Source organism: Bradyrhizobium sp. CCBAU 45394 (genome assembly GCF_028128655.1).
Classification (GTDB): Bacteria; Pseudomonadota; Alphaproteobacteria; order Rhizobiales; family Xanthobacteraceae; genus Bradyrhizobium; species Bradyrhizobium diazoefficiens.
Genome location: NZ_LBIX01000170.1, coordinates 151,719 through 167,156 on the forward strand (window position 1 = coordinate 151,719; position 15,438 = coordinate 167,156).

11 protein-coding genes and 1 pseudogene are annotated in these 15,438 nt (G+C 60.8%); 4 read left to right on the plus strand and 8 right to left on the minus strand.

The genetic code is table 11. The features are described from left to right. Positions 1-100: 100 nt before the first annotated feature. On the minus strand, positions 101-1,963 hold the full coding sequence (locus tag WN73_RS27650) for a caspase family protein (protein ID WP_246740292.1): 1,863 nt from the start codon (positions 1,961-1,963) through the stop codon (positions 101-103). A 961-nt stretch (positions 1,964-2,924) separates the two neighbouring features. On the opposite strand from WN73_RS27650, the gene WN73_RS27655 reads away from it, so the two are divergent. Next, a complete protein-coding gene (locus tag WN73_RS27655) occupies positions 2,925-3,485 on the plus strand; it encodes a hypothetical protein (protein WP_271555484.1) in 561 nt (186 codons plus the stop codon). 886 nt (positions 3,486-4,371) lie between these two features. Continuing rightward, entirely contained in the window at positions 4,372-5,331 is a 960-nt protein-coding gene (locus WN73_RS27660) for a hypothetical protein (RefSeq protein WP_271555486.1), read from the plus strand. A 509-nt stretch (positions 5,332-5,840) separates the two neighbouring features. Here WN73_RS27660 and WN73_RS27665 read toward each other — a convergent pair. The 3 genes from WN73_RS27665 to WN73_RS27675 all read right to left on the minus strand — a co-directional run bounded on the left by WN73_RS27665 (position 5,841) and on the right by WN73_RS27675 (position 9,637). Then, positions 5,841-6,689 (minus strand): carbohydrate ABC transporter permease, encoded by an 849-nt coding sequence (locus WN73_RS27665; RefSeq protein WP_442868825.1) that lies wholly within the window; start codon positions 6,687-6,689, stop codon positions 5,841-5,843. 105 nt (positions 6,690-6,794) lie between these two features. Continuing rightward, positions 6,795-7,913, minus strand: coding sequence for a carbohydrate ABC transporter permease (locus tag WN73_RS27670; RefSeq protein WP_271555581.1), 1,119 nt, complete (start codon positions 7,911-7,913; stop codon positions 6,795-6,797). Between the two features lie 98 nt (positions 7,914-8,011). Continuing rightward, complete coding sequence (locus WN73_RS27675; protein WP_271555583.1) at positions 8,012-9,637, minus strand: extracellular solute-binding protein; 1,626 nt, start codon at positions 9,635-9,637, stop codon at positions 8,012-8,014. Between the two features lie 15 nt (positions 9,638-9,652). Between WN73_RS27675 and WN73_RS27680 the strand changes: the two genes are divergently transcribed. Continuing rightward, positions 9,653-9,850: a hypothetical protein gene (locus tag WN73_RS27680; protein ID WP_271555487.1), complete on the plus strand. Its 198-nt coding sequence runs from the start codon at positions 9,653-9,655 to the stop codon at positions 9,848-9,850. A gap of 160 nt (positions 9,851-10,010) precedes the next feature. On the opposite strand, the gene WN73_RS27685 is transcribed toward WN73_RS27680, so the two are convergent. Next, positions 10,011-10,463 (minus strand): RbsD/FucU family protein, encoded by a 453-nt coding sequence (locus WN73_RS27685; protein WP_271555489.1) that lies wholly within the window; start codon positions 10,461-10,463, stop codon positions 10,011-10,013. A gap of 66 nt (positions 10,464-10,529) precedes the next feature. Here WN73_RS27685 and WN73_RS27690 point away from each other — a divergent pair. Further along, a pseudogene (locus WN73_RS27690) lies at positions 10,530-10,901 on the plus strand (hypothetical protein); the annotation flags it as partial. Positions 10,902-10,971: 70 nt separating this feature from the next. Here the strand turns inward: WN73_RS27690 and edd are convergent. Genes edd through WN73_RS27705 form a run of 3 tightly spaced genes read right to left on the minus strand, consistent with a single transcriptional unit; the run spans position 10,972 to position 15,387 of the window. Further along, a complete protein-coding gene (gene edd, locus WN73_RS27695) occupies positions 10,972-12,801 on the minus strand; it encodes a phosphogluconate dehydratase (RefSeq protein WP_271555491.1) in 1,830 nt (609 codons plus the stop codon). A gap of 49 nt (positions 12,802-12,850) precedes the next feature. Then, positions 12,851-14,329, minus strand: coding sequence for a glucose-6-phosphate dehydrogenase (gene zwf, locus WN73_RS27700; RefSeq protein WP_271555585.1), 1,479 nt, complete (start codon positions 14,327-14,329; stop codon positions 12,851-12,853). Between the two features lie 50 nt (positions 14,330-14,379). Continuing rightward, positions 14,380-15,387, minus strand: a complete 1,008-nt coding sequence (locus WN73_RS27705) for a carbohydrate kinase family protein (RefSeq protein WP_333937991.1) — start codon at positions 15,385-15,387, stop codon at positions 14,380-14,382. Positions 15,388-15,438: the final 51 nt, after the last annotated feature.

The window sequence follows — 15,438 nt, forward strand, 5'->3', positions numbered from 1 at the left end:
CTGACTTGGTGTTAAGCTCTGCTGCCCGTCACACATTCTCGACACCAAAATCCGCGCGGCCTCCTGGCCTTCCATGACGCCGTGGCAGCCTTGCGCGTTGCTAGCGGCAGGACTCGACATTACCTACGTTGCCCCCGGGGCCGCCCCCGCCGCGGTATTCGAGGTGGCAGCCGCGACTGACCTGACGGCACAGAGATTGATCACAAACGATCTGACCACTGCCGCCGCCGCTGTTCTTCACAGTTGCTTGCCGCCGCGGAACGTCGGCTGTTGGCTCCGGTCTCTCGCGGGCCGAACGATCCGCACGTGACGGACGCTCGTCCGTGTTGCGCTTCGCAACCGGTTTCTTCCCGCGTCGCTTCTCGCATTCATTGTCGTCGTTGAGGAACGAACCCTCGGCACAGGTGATCCTACTGCACTGGTCGCCGTCGGGCCTGTAGCCGCGATCGCAGATCAGCGGGCAGACCCGCGATGGCCTAAGCTTGATCGCGTCAAGAGCATCCAGACTTGCAAGCTTGACGTCCAGTTTGGTGCCTGCGTGCCGGTTGAAGAGAGCCAACGAGCGCTGCGAGGCCGCATTCCATTGGCCATCGACGGGGCCGGCGAAGCAGCCGACGCGGCTCAATTCGCCTTGTACGGACTTGGCGATATCGGCTCTTGCGATATCGGTCTGGCGCGGCTCGTCGCTCAGTGCCGCAAGCTTGGGCGTCTTGCTGTCCTCACCGGGCGCAGCGGCCGTAGGGTTATCCGCGACGGTACTCTCAACGGCCGGCTTATTCCCGGAGAGTGCAGCGACGATTGTAGATTCGGATGCAGTCCGTTTCCGTTCCGCCTCGGTGGCCTGCTCCTGCGCCGCTTGCTTCGTCCTCTCGGCGGCAATCCGGGCCTCTTCCGCAGCCTTCAGATCCGCGGCCGCCTTCTCCTGTTCGGCACGCTGGGCGCCCTGGGACATCAGGCGAGCTTGTTGCTGCTCGGCCTGCTGCGCTTTCGCCGTCGCCGCGACGCGTGCGTCCTCGGCCTCGAGCTGATTAAGCTGCAGCTTGGCCAGATTTGAGTAGTATCCGTCTGGATGCTGGGTCAGGAACGCGTTCAGAGCGGGCTTGTTGCGGAGCTGCAAGGCCAATTCGTAATCGCGACGAATTTCCGACTGGGGGTTGGCTGCTTGTATCGGCTCCTCGGCCTTGGCAGCCGGAACAAGTGCAACGTCTTCGCCGCCCAGCGAGCCGTAGACATAGGGCTCCTGTCGGTTGCCCGTGGCTTGCAAGACATCGTCGCGGACGAAGCCGAAAGCCCTGCGCAAGTCGAGCCCCGGCTTTGCAATATACTTCACGAGAGCCGTGGCGTACGGACTATTCTTGCTGTTGCCATCGAGTGCGGTTAGTCCGGCTTTCGCCGCAAACGCGATCAGTGTGTTGGAGACGGCGGGTTCGACCCTGGCCAGCCCGCGGCTGATTGATCGCGAGGCAACTGTACGCTTCATTGAGTCGGCAAACGGATTGTTGCGGCACGCGTCGACGATCACAACGCGCAGCTGCCTCGCAGGCTCGATCGCCAGCAGGACACGGTCGAGCGAGAATGCTTCGTCATAGATATCCGTGTCACGCTCGAGTCTGGCGTCTGTCGGGATCAGATAGTTGGTCCCGTCGATCTCGATACCGTGGCCAGCATAGTACACCAAGGCAATGTCGGCATTGCGGGCCTGATCGGCGAATTCTCTCAGGGCCCGCCGCATGTCGGTCGCGGCGAGGTTGAGCCTTGAGTCAACCACATCGAAACCTGCGCCCTTCAAGGTCGCGGCGATGGCCGCAGCGTCATTGGCCGGGTTTGGAAGCAGTGGGGCGTTTTGATAGCTGGAATTGCCGACCACCAAAGCCACGCGCTTTGTCGCCCAGGCTGGCTGAGAGGCCAGGAACAGCGAAGCGGCGAGAAGAAGACAAACCCGGAGGTGCCTGTACAATCTCATGGCGAACACCCAACCTATGCCCGTAGAATGGTGACGTCGCGAGGACGGCCGCGTAAGAAATAATTCCTGAATTCGTACGCTACTGGCGGCTGCCTGTCTGCATACAGTACCGATCTCGAGCCCGATCCATTCCTATGTGTTGTTTTGAAATGCGGAGGCGTTCAAAAGGTGCGGAGGATTATTGCGGCCGGGCGTTGTGCGCCGATTCATGTGGATGATGGGCGCCCGCCAATGTTGTGCTGTCGTGCGATCTCGGTATAAGATGTTGATGTAAAACAGTTATTATATTCTTGCTGGCCTGCACGCGGCAGCGCACCAGAAGGCTCTGACGTGGTTCAAACGAAAGTTCCGCTGACGGCGATCGAGCGGACGTGAAGTCCAAGGACGGGCTCGCGGATCGACCGTCTCGGTCGCAGCTTGCAATCAGGTCAACAGCGCGGAGCAAGGCCGTCAGTTCGGCTTCGGGCAGTGATGGACTTTGCGAAGAATTCGACTCGTCCATCGAGCTATGGCTTGGCGACCACGAAGCCGTAGAAGTTCTCCAGGAGCTGATCCTCCGTGAGAGAGGACGTTCTTGAGGCCTTTGTACTCTTCATCTCCCCAAATGAAGACCGTCATTTTCAAGTTCCCGCGCGCAGGACGATCCAATGACGAGCTTGAGCCACATCGAGCCCGACGTCGCCTGATCCGACGCGTCGAGCAAACTGGGCGTCGATAAGCAAACAGACGCGGTAGCCCGCGGCAAATAGCCGGCTCGCCCTATCTATACTGCCGGTGCCCGACGGTGAAACACGAGATCGGCGTCTTCTTGGATGTCGGTGTAGCCGGCGCGGTGAATCTCCATCGGGTCATGTCCCCCGGACATTGTTCCTTCGGTAGAGTCGAAATGAAATCAGTCCTCCGAATTGCGGAGGACAGCGCGCGGAGATACAATCGCAAATTCCGAACTTCGGAGAAGCTAATGCCTATTCCCTTGAGGATTTACATCACGCCATTTGCCGAGAGAGGGGTCGTTGAGCCCAGGCAATGGAGCAGCGACACGGCCAAGAAGGCGCTCGACGTGGTCAATACAATCTGGTCAAAGGGCAAGATCGCGTTCGTGATCAGCGATTGCTTGATGGAGAAGCCGCTCGACATGGCAAAGAGCGCACGCAGCAATGATCAGCGATTGCTGGGTGTTCTTACCTCTCGGCACGATCCGGACAATGCCATCCACATCTACCTCGTCAATTCGATCGAAAATCTGTCCGCTGGCGGAGGCTCATACCCCAATAGCGAACCCGAGCCGGCAAGCTTCGTCCAGTGGTATGGCAATGACCACGCCAATGGACGCGCCTGGGCTCACGAGCTTGGTCATCTGATGAGCCTTGATCACGTCGAGATCGATTATTCCAATGAGAAGCAGGCGGCGCAGCGCGTCAAGAACCTCATGACGATAGGATTGAGCGCCGGCTCCCACTTGACTGGCCAGCAGATCGATGCAGCCAAGGGCTCAAAGCTGGTCAAGCGATTTGGTGGATAAGTCGTTGGCCGACCGCAGAAGTCGTCGCCTCCGTCGTCCTGCAGGTCGCGCGTCCGCGCGAAACGGTCCGAACGTCCTCTGCGCGAGGCGGTCTCCACTGAATTCAGCCAAACGATCACATTGTGGCAATCGACGCAGTCGTGTGCTCCCGGCCCGACGTCGAGGCGGCAAGTTCCATCGCGCCGGGCCTCGTAGGCGGAGCCCTTGGCGAGCCCCTTCTCGGAAATCGAAAAGCAACTGAATGACTGCGTTTCGCGCATGGCAGCGACAGCCTTAGTGAGAGTAGATCGAGGAGACGACGCCAGGTTCCTGTTCGCGAGAACCTCGTCGCTCCAGCTCAGACGTTTAGCGCGCGAGTCCATGATTGCGATCACAGAACCGGTGACCACTTCGCCTGCTTTGCGCAAAGCCATCCGCAATTGACACGCAATGCCAAATCACCAACGAGCACACCAAGTGCTTCCGCGATATTGCGCTGCGGCTGCTGGGCGACGCCTACCGTTTCGCTTTGTTTTTGATGGGGATCAGGCAGACGCAGAGCAAGCCGGCAAAAGTACTATCTAGATGCGCTGTCGCTTTGACAGCGGTCGGGTAGGCTTCGAGGTCTAGGGAAATTCCGCGAAGTCGTCGTGCTGTACGAGTTCCACGGCCTGTCCTACCGCGACCCCTCCTAGGTCGTCACTGCTCCGATCGCGACAATGATGTCCCGTTGCACAGCGCACACTGCTTCGGCGCCAGATCGAAATGGGAAGAAGATCACAACCTTCGTTGTAGCTACCGATTTCATGAACTTCTCTTCTCTTGCCCGCACTAAAAACAAGGCGGTCCTGCGCCGTCCGGCCGATCGCCGACGAGTTGCTATCTGTTCACTGCAGGTCGAAGAGACATGTTTCACAAAACTGGTCCGGGCAGGGTTGACGTCGATCTGGATTTTTCAGGAGTGGGGGTTCTGCACGCGCGGCTCTGGAATTTCGATTTCGATGACTTTGCCGGCTACCAGTTTCGGGGCTTGAAGAAAGAGCATTCCGAATTTCTGAAGAACAAAGTGGTACCCCTACTGGAGGATGACGCCGGTCAGATCTGGATGACGGGCTCCGCAAGCCGGATCGGTGCGGCCGATTGGAATATGACGACGTCGGCCAACCGCGTGATTACAGTCGCGCGGTCTCTGTCCGAGATGGGCATCCACCCGGAGCAAATGCAGACGCACGCCATCGGCAATACGCAGACGGCAAATCACAGGCTGGACGAAGACAGCGATAGATCAGTGGTCCTTTGGGTGCTCCCGAAGGTCTATTTCGAACCGATCATAAAGCCAGACTTGCCGCGACCCGTTCCGCCGAAGCCAAAAGTCAGTCGAAATTTCAAGATAGCCATGCTGCTTGAGGTCGACGGTTCGATCTCGTTCGCCGCGAGAGCGGCCATCAAGCGCATCGTGAAGGGCAGGGCTGGAGCCGGGATTGCGTTTGCCAGCGCCTTGTTCTCCATATGGGACACGGAAAACAATTTGAAGTGCACCTACGTCTATGCGGCGGTCGGCCTGGGCTTTGGCTTAAGCCTTCCGAAGACCGGCGGTAGATCGGGTACCCTGCATGGCCCCTGGAATTCGTTTACGACTGAAAAGCCAATCTCCTGTTCGCAGTTCGGCAGGTCGATGCGCTTTACGACTATCGGCATAGGCGACGTGAGCAAGAACTGGATCCTGCTGGAAACGCCCAAGGGGGTGAAGGACGTCTACTTGAGCATCAGCACCGGCACGACCATAGGTGGCGGCGCGTCGACATACCCAGCCCATCTGAGCGCTTTCGTCCCGCTGGAGAGACCAAAGCCGTTTGGCGGGCCGTGAGCATGCCGAGGCCGACAAAGCCCGCATGCAGCGGTTCATGTCCCGAGCTAGCTTTTGTTGGCTGGACCTAGTTCAAACTTCCCCATGATGGATTGGAGCGAGAGTTCAAAGGTTTCAATCGCTTAGAAAGTAACGTGTGCACGACATGTGCACCGGGAGATCAAGAAAAATCTCGTCACAGCCAGTGTGAGCTGGCGTTTTGGAGCAAGGGGGCCGCCTTCAGTTGGCGGCGCTCGACCAGAATTCGGAGGGAAGGGATGACGGCGGGGGCCGATGGGCCCCTTCTCCGGTGTACGGCACACATTCGAGGAGCTCAGCTGATCCAACTTAGAACGAACAAACTTTATAGCGCGGGTCAGTGGCGTTCCTTCGGTACCAAAACCAAGAATGTCCGCCAAACTACGATCTTCTGCGACTTCCTGCGCGGTAACCGCGTTTCTGTAGCACCCAGCCGTTCTTATCGCCCCGATCGAGTTCGCAACGCGATTAGGCCCTGACTTGGCCTCCGGCTACTTTCCGGCTCCCGTAGTCAAGCCGCTGACGATGTAGCGCTCGAGGAAAATGCCGACCAGGACGAGCGGAGCGATCGCCGCCGTAGACAGCGCCGCCATCGACCACCAATTGATGCCCTGCGAGCCAGTCTGGCTCGCCACCATAACGGGGAGTGTCTTCGCGTCGGTGCTCGTCAACAGCGCCGCGAAGAAGTATTCGTTCCAGCACAGCACCAGCGAGAGGATGAATGCGGCCATCATTCCGGGAACAGCGAGCGGCAGAATGATCCTCAGGAAGGCGCCCCAGATCGACAGGCCGTCCACGAAGGCAGCTTCGTCGAGCTCGATCGGAATCGCATTGAACTGATCGCGCATGATCCAGATGACGATTGGCAGCACGGTCAGCGTGTAGAGCAAGACAAGGCCAAGTCGCGTGTCGAGTAGGGCCAATGCCTTGTAGAGGACGAGGAACGGCAGCGCGAGCACGACCGGCGGCAGGATCAACTGGGACATGAAGAAGAACAGGATGTCATCGTTGCGCATCCAGGCGAACTTGTAGCGGAAGCGGCTCAGGCCGTAGGCCGCCAGAGATCCGAGGATCAGTGCAAGCAGGGATGCACCGACGGAAGTGATGATGCTGTTGACGAAGCGATTCACGAATTCGGAGCGGGCCGTCGAGGTCCCGAATAGTGTATCTGGCGACAGGCCGAGCGAGCGCCATCCCTTCCAGTCCGGCTGAAAATCGACCCAGGGAACCAGGTGGGCTTGCGTCACATCGACTGCCGATTTGAACGACGTCGTGACGGTCCAATAGATTGGGAACAGGCAGATGAACGTCCAGAACAGGAGTGCAGCGTAGACCAGCATGCGGCTCAGCACCCGCTTTGCTCTTGGGGGCGCCGGATGCCTCCGGATGGGCTTTGATGCCAGGGCCAAATTGAGCAACTCCGTTTGGAAGTGACTTCCCGCGCTCTAGACGACCTTCTGCGTCCAGCGCTTGGACAGGCGTTGCAGGACGGTCAGGATCACGATGATCATAAGCAGGTAAACCATAGCGAGCGCGGTGCCGTATCCGACATTCGAGCGGTCGCGGTAGACGCGATAGATGAAGCTCGACACCGTGTCGGTTGCCCCTCCCGGGCCTCCCGCGGTGACGTTGATCACGATATCGGCGAGCTTGAGCTTGAAAATGATGCGGATGATCAGGACGGTGATGCTGACCGGTAGCATGATCGGGAATGTGACGTGCCAGAATGATTGCCAGCCATTCGCGCCGTCGACCTTAGCCGCCTCCTGCACCTCCTTCGGCATCGCCTGGAGGCCTGCGAGCAGGATGATCATGATGAAGGGGATCGACACCCATGCGTCCATCGCCTGGATACTGAAGCGCGCCATCCACGGCGAGGCGAAGAACGCTGGATCTTCCCATCCGAGATAGCGCGCCAGCGTCGCAGCAGGTCCGAAACGATACTCTAAAAGAGACTTGCCGATCATCCAGCTCACCGCGACAGGGCTGAGCATCATCGGCAGCAGGAAGACCACGCGGAAGAATTTTCGCGCCCGGATCTCGGCGCTGAGCAGGAGCGCCAGCCCGAACGCGATTGCGTATTCGCCGAGCACCGCGACGGCATAAAAGACCATGTTGCCGAGCGCATTCCAGTAATAGGTGTCGTTCAGCATGCCCCTGACATTGTCGAAGCCGCTGAAGCGCGGGCCTTCGATCGAGCTCAGATTCCAGTCGAGCGAGGCGATATAGATCCCGAAGACCGTCGGGAAGATCACGACGGCGACGGTGAAGAACACCGCCGGCAGCAGGAACAGCGCGCGCTGGCCACGCTCGCCACGGGTCAGAACTTGTCCGACGCCAAATGCGACGGCCCAGACGAGATAGGCGATGAGGATCGGTCGCCAATCGGAAAATCCGGCGGTCATCATGCCGGTCGTGTGCAAGACCTGAATGAGGAGGACAAGCAGGAAGCCGAGCGACGCCGCCAGGACAAGCGCGCGGCCGGCGACCTTCCTGCTGCCGGGTGCGCGCTTAGTCGCTGGCTGGTGGTGCAGGTCGTCGCTCACGGGTACGGAATTCTGCATCGAGATGAGCCGCATTCTGTGCCGGTTCTGTCGCCGGGCAAGTTTTCGGCTGGCGCCGGAGGCGCCAGCCGAGGCTGGATGGCTTCGCGCAAGCGCCGCTACACGCCGAGAGAGGCCTTGTAGAGCCCGATCTGCCGCTCGCGACCGATCTGGTCGGTCAGTTTCTCCCAGGCGGCGGCGATGTTGTTCGCGCCTGTCTGCGCGTCAACCTTGCCGGCGAAGATCTTGGTGAGCTCGTCTTCCGCGATGCTGTAGTACTGGAAGATGCCGGGGATGCGCGGCTCCACGGCGCGGTTTGGATGATTGTAGGAGGCGAGCTGCGAGTTCAGGTAGGAGGTGATGTATTTGCGGTCGTAGCCCGCCGCCACCCATTCGTCGTACTGGAAGTGGCTGCTGCGGTGAGCCTGGAAGCCCGAAGGATACATCACCATCCAGAGCGACAGGTCCTTGCCGCCGAGATGCGCGGCCGCGCTCCACGCCGCCTTGTGCTTCTTCTCGTCGCCATTAACTCGGGCCATCACATAGACGCCCCAGCCGAGATAGGCGCAGTTCGGTGCATGGTTCGGACCGCTCGCAAGCTTGTCCCATTGCCCGGTCTTGGAATTGTAGACATCGTCCGAGCCCGGCAGGATGTCGAAGCCGACAACATCGCCGATGACGGAGGTGTCGCTCGCCTTCGCGACCTGGCCGATGTCGCCCCACCAGGGGATCATCGAGCCGATGCCGGCTAGGAATTGCTGGAAGCCGGTCGTGTTCGGATCGGCGTTGAGCTGGTCGGCCGGCTCGAACGGCAGCGCGTCGATCACGTCCTGGATGGCGCGGACCCAGGCCGGATTGTTAATGCGCGGCTTCATCGTGTCGATGTCGAACAGCCAGGCCTTGTCGTCGGGATGCTTGGCATAGGCCGAGGCGCGGCTGCCGAGGAAATAGAAGCCGAACCCGCCCCAGGGCTTTGGCGCGTCGAGATAGCCGAACGCGTTCTGGTTCTTGATCTTCTTGCCCTTTAGGAATTTCGTCACTGCCTGCACCTGCTGCCAGGTCTTTGGCACGCCCCATTCGGTCGAATTGCCCGCATCTTTCCAGGCCTTGGCGAGGGCTGCGTCGGAGAAGACGTCGGTGCGGTAGTTGAAGTTGTGGCAGTCGCCGTCGATGGTGACGCGATAAGTCTTGCCGTTCCAGGTCCCGACCGGCGGCTTCAGGTAATCGACATAATCGTCAACATCGATCTGCTTCTTGACCCAGTCCGGCATCTCCGAGGCCAGTCCCTTGCCACAGACGTCGCCCTCGAACGGCGCGCCCATCTCCAGAATGTCGAAGTCGACCGTGCCGGTCGCGATCGCCTGCTGCAATCGTGGATTGTAGTCTGCCTGCGCGAGATCGATCCAGGAGATTTTTGCACCCGTATAGGCCTCCCATGGCTTGAGGAAGCCGCGGAAGAGGAGGTTGTGCAGGTTCTGATTGTTGAGCCCCATGAAGGAGAGCTCAACGCCCTTGAACTCGCCTTCCTTGATGCTCGCCTTGGTCGGGCCGAGGCAGAGCTCACCGACTTTCTGCCAGTCGGCATCCGTCGGCGCACCTTTGCCGACGCCCGGGATTTGGGTGATCTGCGCGCGCAGATTGGCTTGCGCAAGCGCGAGCTCCGAGAACGTGCCGAGCGCGCCGCTCGTGCCCAACGCTGCGGCGCTTGCCGCACCTTTCAGCACAGTGCGCCGGTTCGGCTGCATTGCGGAATGCCGATCATGATCTTGCTGTTTCACCGCGATACCCTCCCTTTTGACCTTCTTGATGTGAAGTCTGAAGCGCCGGAGCACATCGAGGCTGTTGCGCTCGCGGACTTCGGTGTCGTCGTGATGGGGTGCGAGGCCGCGTCGAGTATGCAACGGCGCATTCCAAAGTCAACGAAAGCAAGCTTGAAGCCGTGTACGATGCCGACGTGAACGACGAAGACATCGGTCGATGATGCCGCGCTGCAAAATGGATCGTCAGGCGAGACGACGTGCAGCGTCGATCTCGGCAAGCGTGACTCGACCAGTCCCGGAACAGTGACATCGTCCGGGTGTCATAATTTTGTCGGTGTCGCGCAGCGCTGGCGCTCACTCAGGCGTCGGGCGGAATGACGCCCTTCTTGAAGATAAAACAGCCGTAGAAGCGCCGTTCGCCGGTCTGAATCACGCAATAGGATTTCTTCGCGAGTTCATAGAAGGCAAATCGCTCGACCGATCCCATAGGAAACGAGCGTCCTTCCGCTGCATCGATTGCGGCCTGCACTTCGCGCTGCACCTCGGGAATTTCGCCGGGCCGGCCGACGATCTCCATGCGTGACGCCGGCTTGTCGACAAAACTGTCGAGCGGCAGCACCGACATGATCGCGCGCGCGGCGCGTCCGGCGCTGACATTGTCGATGCGCAACAGCCGGCCCAGGACGGTCTGGCGGGCCACGGAGTCGGCGGGGAAATTGGTGTCGCAGAGGACGAGATCGTCGCCATGCCCCATGGACCGCAGGGCATAGAGTACATCTGCATTGAGAAGAGGGTCGATCGATTTCAGCATGCAGCCTCCCTTGACGCGATCAGAGCTTCTTGGATTGATTGGACTATCCGACGTCGCGGCACCGGCGTCCATATGGTCCAGGCTGAATATCTCCAGGATTGGCTGACCGAGCGATTGGAGGCAAGCTGCCATAAACAGGCAGCGTGGCGCACGGATCCGGTCCGGTCCGGCGCCGGCGGGTGCATCGGCGACATCGGCACCCACGCCCTGGTTCACGCCCTACGGTCGGCCGAAGCAGCTCCTGACCCGGGGCGGCGCCGGCGCCTCGGGCGAGGCGGGGCGAGTCACCCGTGTCCCCTTTACCTTGAAGGTTTCGCGACCATCTATGCTGAAACGGCGCGCGCCATCCACGCGGCGGAGGCCGACCAAAAGCCAGATCCTGAGGTGATCTTCCCATCTGTTGAGGATGGCCTAGCAGGCGTGAAGTTCATCGATGCTGCCGACATGCAAAGGCGCCTGGGTTCGGATGACGTAACTGCCGACGCGCCACGCTCACCGCTCTTTGCATTTACCCCGCAAAAACGCTTGCGCCGCTATCTGCGCAACTGACCCGTTCACGGAAGAAGCCGAAGAGTTCGCGGCCAATCCCTACATGGCCCGTGGAGAGATCGGCTTGCGCGCAGGCTCGCGCGGCCCACTCGCTCGGGTCGACGAGCACGTCAAGCCGACCGGTGACGGCGTCAAGCCGAATGACGTCGCCATCGCGAATTCGTGCAATCCCACCGCCGTCAGCTGCTTCAGGAGTGACGTGAATGGCCGCGGGAACCTTACCGGAGGCGCCCGAAAGCCGCCCATCTGTGACAAGCGCGACTTTGAACCCGCGATCCTGAAGCACGCCAAGGAGCGGCATCAGCTTGTGCAGCTCCGGCATGCCGTTCGACTTCGGCCCCTGGAAGCGTACCACCGCGACCACATCACCCGCGAGCTCACCCGCGGCGAAGGTGCGTTGTAGGTCCTCCTGGGAATGGAAGACGCGAGCCGGCGCTTCGATCAAATGGCGCTGCGGTACGACCGCAGATGTCTTGACGACCGCGCGCCCGAGATTGCCCTTCAGAAGCTGAAGGCCGCCAGTTGCTTGGAACGGGTCAGCGATCCGACGAAGCACGCCAGAATCGCCGCTTCCAGCCGGTCCGTCTCGCCACGTCAACGTGCCCTCGGCATCGAGTAGCGGCTCTTGCAGATACGCATCGAGTCCGGCGCCGCAAACGGTCAAGACGTCGCGGTGCAGCAGCCCGGCAGCGAGCAATTCCCGGATCAAAAAGCTCATCCCGCCGGCGGCGTGAAAATGGTTCACGTCTGCGGAGCCGTTGGGATAGATGCGCGCGATCAGTGGCGTCACCTGCGCGAGGTCGGCGAAATCGTCCCAGGTCAGGGTGAGGCCGGCCGCCGCGCCCATGGCAACCAGATGCAGCGTCAGATTGGTCGAACCTCCGGTGGCATGCAGTCCGACTATGCCGTTGACAAAAGCGCGCTCGTCGAGCACGCGGCCAATCGGGATGTATTGATTGCCGAGCGAGGTGATGTCCAATGCTCGCTCGGTCGCCGCACAAGTGAGCGCATCGCGCAATGGTGTGTTCGGGTTCACGAAAGATGAACCCGGTAGCTGTAGGCCCATGATCTCCATCAGCATCTGATTGGTATTGGCGGTCCCGTAAAAGGTGCAGGTCCCCGCGCCGTGATAGGCCTGCGCCTCCGCTTCCAGCAGAGCTTCGCGACCGAGTTTTCCTTCCGAGTAAGCCTGTCGGATTTTCGCTTTTGCGTCGTTGGCCAGGCCCGAGGTCATCGGACCGGATGGAATGAAGATCGCGGGCAAATGCCCGAACGAGAGCGCGCCGATAACGAGGCCCGGCACGATCTTGTCGCAAATGCCGAGAAACACCGCGGCGTCGAAGGTTTGATGCGACAGCGCGATCGCGGTGGACAGCGCGATGACCTCGCGCGAGAACAGCGAGAGCTCCATTCCCGCTTCGCCTTGAGTGATGCCGTCGCACATCGCGGGAACGCCGCCTGCGACCTGGGCAACACCACCCGCTGCACGCGCGCTCTGTCGGATGAGTTCGGGGAAACGCTCGTAGGGCTGATGCGCCGAGAGCATATCGTTGTAGGCCGTGACAATTCCGACGCTGGGAACGTGGCCATCCTGCATCAGCTTCTTGTCGTGCCCCCCGCAAGCCGCGAAGGCGTGGGCCTGGTTGGCGCATCCCAGGCGTCGCCGCAAAGGCGTACTCGCCGCGTTCGCAATGCGGTCGAGATAGCGCGCTCGGCCGTCGTGACTGCGCCGAGCGATGCGATCCGTCACTTCGGCGATCCGCGCATTGACCTTTGCCTCGATCGTCATACAAGCCTCCTGTTCTCGGATTGAGTATCGGCGATGCGCTGCTCGGTGGTCACGGACCGTCCTCCATCCATGTTCGGCCGTCGCGTTCGATCAGTGCGACGGCGGCGGAGGGGCCCCAACTGCCGGCGACATAGGGGCGCGGGATTTCATTCATCTGGCTCCACGCCTGACGGATCGGGTCAATCCAGCGCCATGCCGCCTCGACTTCGTCCCGGCGCATAAACAAGGTCGCGTCTCCGCGGACCACATCCATCAAGAGCCGTTCATAAGCGTCCGGGACCGAGACGTTGAATGCTTCCGCAAAACTCATGTCGAGGGGGACATATTGCAACCGCATGCCGCCCGGTCCGGGCTCCTTAATCATGAGCCAGAGCTTGATTCCCTCGTCGGGCTGCAGGCGGATCACGAGCCGCGTCTGCACAGCCTTTCCCGAATCCGAATTGAAGATCGAATGCGGAACTTTCCTGAAGGTCACGACGATCTCGGAACTGCGTTGCTGCAGTCGCTTTCCGGTGCGCAGATAGAAGGGAACGCCGGTCCAGCGCCAGCTCGCAACGGCCGCCTTGAGCGCAACGAAAGTCTCGGTCGAGCTTGGGCGATCGGTGATCTCTTCTGCATAGCCCGGAACCGCGACGCCGTTGCATGCGCCAGCGCGGTATTGACCCGGCACGGTCAGGAATGCCGCGTTTGTTTCGTCGATCCGTTCGAGCGATTTCAGGATCTTGAGCTTCTCATCGCGTACCGCATCGGCGTCGAGCGAATGTGGCGGCTCCATCGCCACCAGACACAGCAGCTGCAGAAGATGGTTCTGAACCATGTCGCGCAGGGCGCCGGACTTGTCGTAATAGGTGCCACGTTCCTCCACGCCAATGGATTCGGCAACCGTAATCTGCACATGATCGATGTGAGCGGCATTCCACAACGGCTCGAACAATGCGTTGGCGAACCGTAGTGCCATCAGATTTTGGACCGTCTCCTTGCCGAGATAGTGATCAATCCGGTAGACGCGTTCCTCCGGAAAGATCATGCCGACGGCTCGATTGAACCGGATTGCGGATTCGAGATCCTTGCCGATGGGCTTCTCGATAACGATGCGGGAATCGCCTTTTGAAAGACCGTAGTGACCTAGCCTTTCGCAGATCGGTCCGAACAGATGCGGTGCCGTCGCCAGATAATGGACTTGAATGCGTTCGGCGTAGGCCGATAGGGCGGCTGCGAGTTCGGTCCAGCCATTCTCACCTTCTGCATCGGCAGCAATGTAGGAGATACGGGCCAGGAAGCGATCGAGTTCGGGTCCCGCGGTTTCCGATGCCGGCACATATTTCGTGATTGCCGCTCGCACTATGGCGAGGAAGTCATCCCGCGACATCGCACCGCGCGCGACGCCGAAGATGGTCGCTTCATCTGGTAGCTGGCCCGCAAAATCGCGACGAAATAGCGCCGGCAACAGCTTGCGGCCCGCCAGATCGCCCGTCGCTCCGAAAACGGTCAGGACGAAGGGAGCGACGGGAATCACGCGGCTTGTCATACTCGAGCCCTTCTCGATTCGATCCCTGCTGATGTGCCGCATTGCTTCCGTCACTCTGTCAAGCATGGCTGCGTGCTCCAATCGATGTCGGCGGCAGCCGGCAGGTCGGCACCATCGCGGGAAACCGTGACGGCGGCGGCGGCCGTTCCGTAAGCGAGCAACTCGCGGATTTCTGACAGGTCGAGCATCGCGATGGCCCCAGGATGGAGCCTGCCGGTTCTTGCAAGCTGCGCAAGCAGCGCGGCGTGGAATGTGTCGCCGGCGCCCACAGTGTCACGCACGATCGCGGATCGGCCGGGCACCGAGACGCTGCCAGCGGCCGAAAAGGCGGTTGCTCCCTTCGCTCCCTCGGTCACCACCACCAGGTGCGCGCCGCACTCGAGCCAGTAGGCGGCGGCATCGGCAATCGAGAGGCGACCACCCCACGCAACGCGAACATCCTCGTCACTCGCCTTGATCATTGTGGCCGTCCGGTAAAAGCGTTCCGCGGCGACGGCCCAGCCTTGCATATCGCCGACGACGGCCGGCCGGACGTTCGGATCGACGCTGATGACGCGGCGCCCGCGCTCGCGCTGGGCGAGCGCGGCAAACGTGGTGCCGACCGGCTCGACGGCCATCGAATACGAGCCAAAGGTCAGAGCCTGAATATCGTCCGGCAGCGTGCCGGGCAGGTGGGCAAGCTGAAGCGAACGATCTGCCGCACTGTCGCCATGGAAGGCGTAGTTCGGTTGACCATCGTCGGCGGTCGCTACGATCGAAATCGTGGACGGCCGGTCGGTGCGCACGAGAAAGCGACCATCCACGCCTTCGCGAGCCAGCCTGTCCACGAGGAACGCGCCGAAGTGATCGCGCGAGATGCCACCCAGGAAGGCCGTGCGAACACCGAGCCGGGCGAGGCCAACAGCAACATTGAAGGGAGAGCCACCGGCAACGGCATGAGTCGACATGTCCGACCCGCCGGACGCCCTCACAAATAGATCAATCAGGGCTTCGCCACAGACAAGAATCACGATGCGCCACCCTTGTTCATCACGACAAACCCCAAGGCGGTTCGACACCCGCGGGAAGAGGGATCCGCGCCAGGCACGGTAGTGCGCTCGAAACGGAGA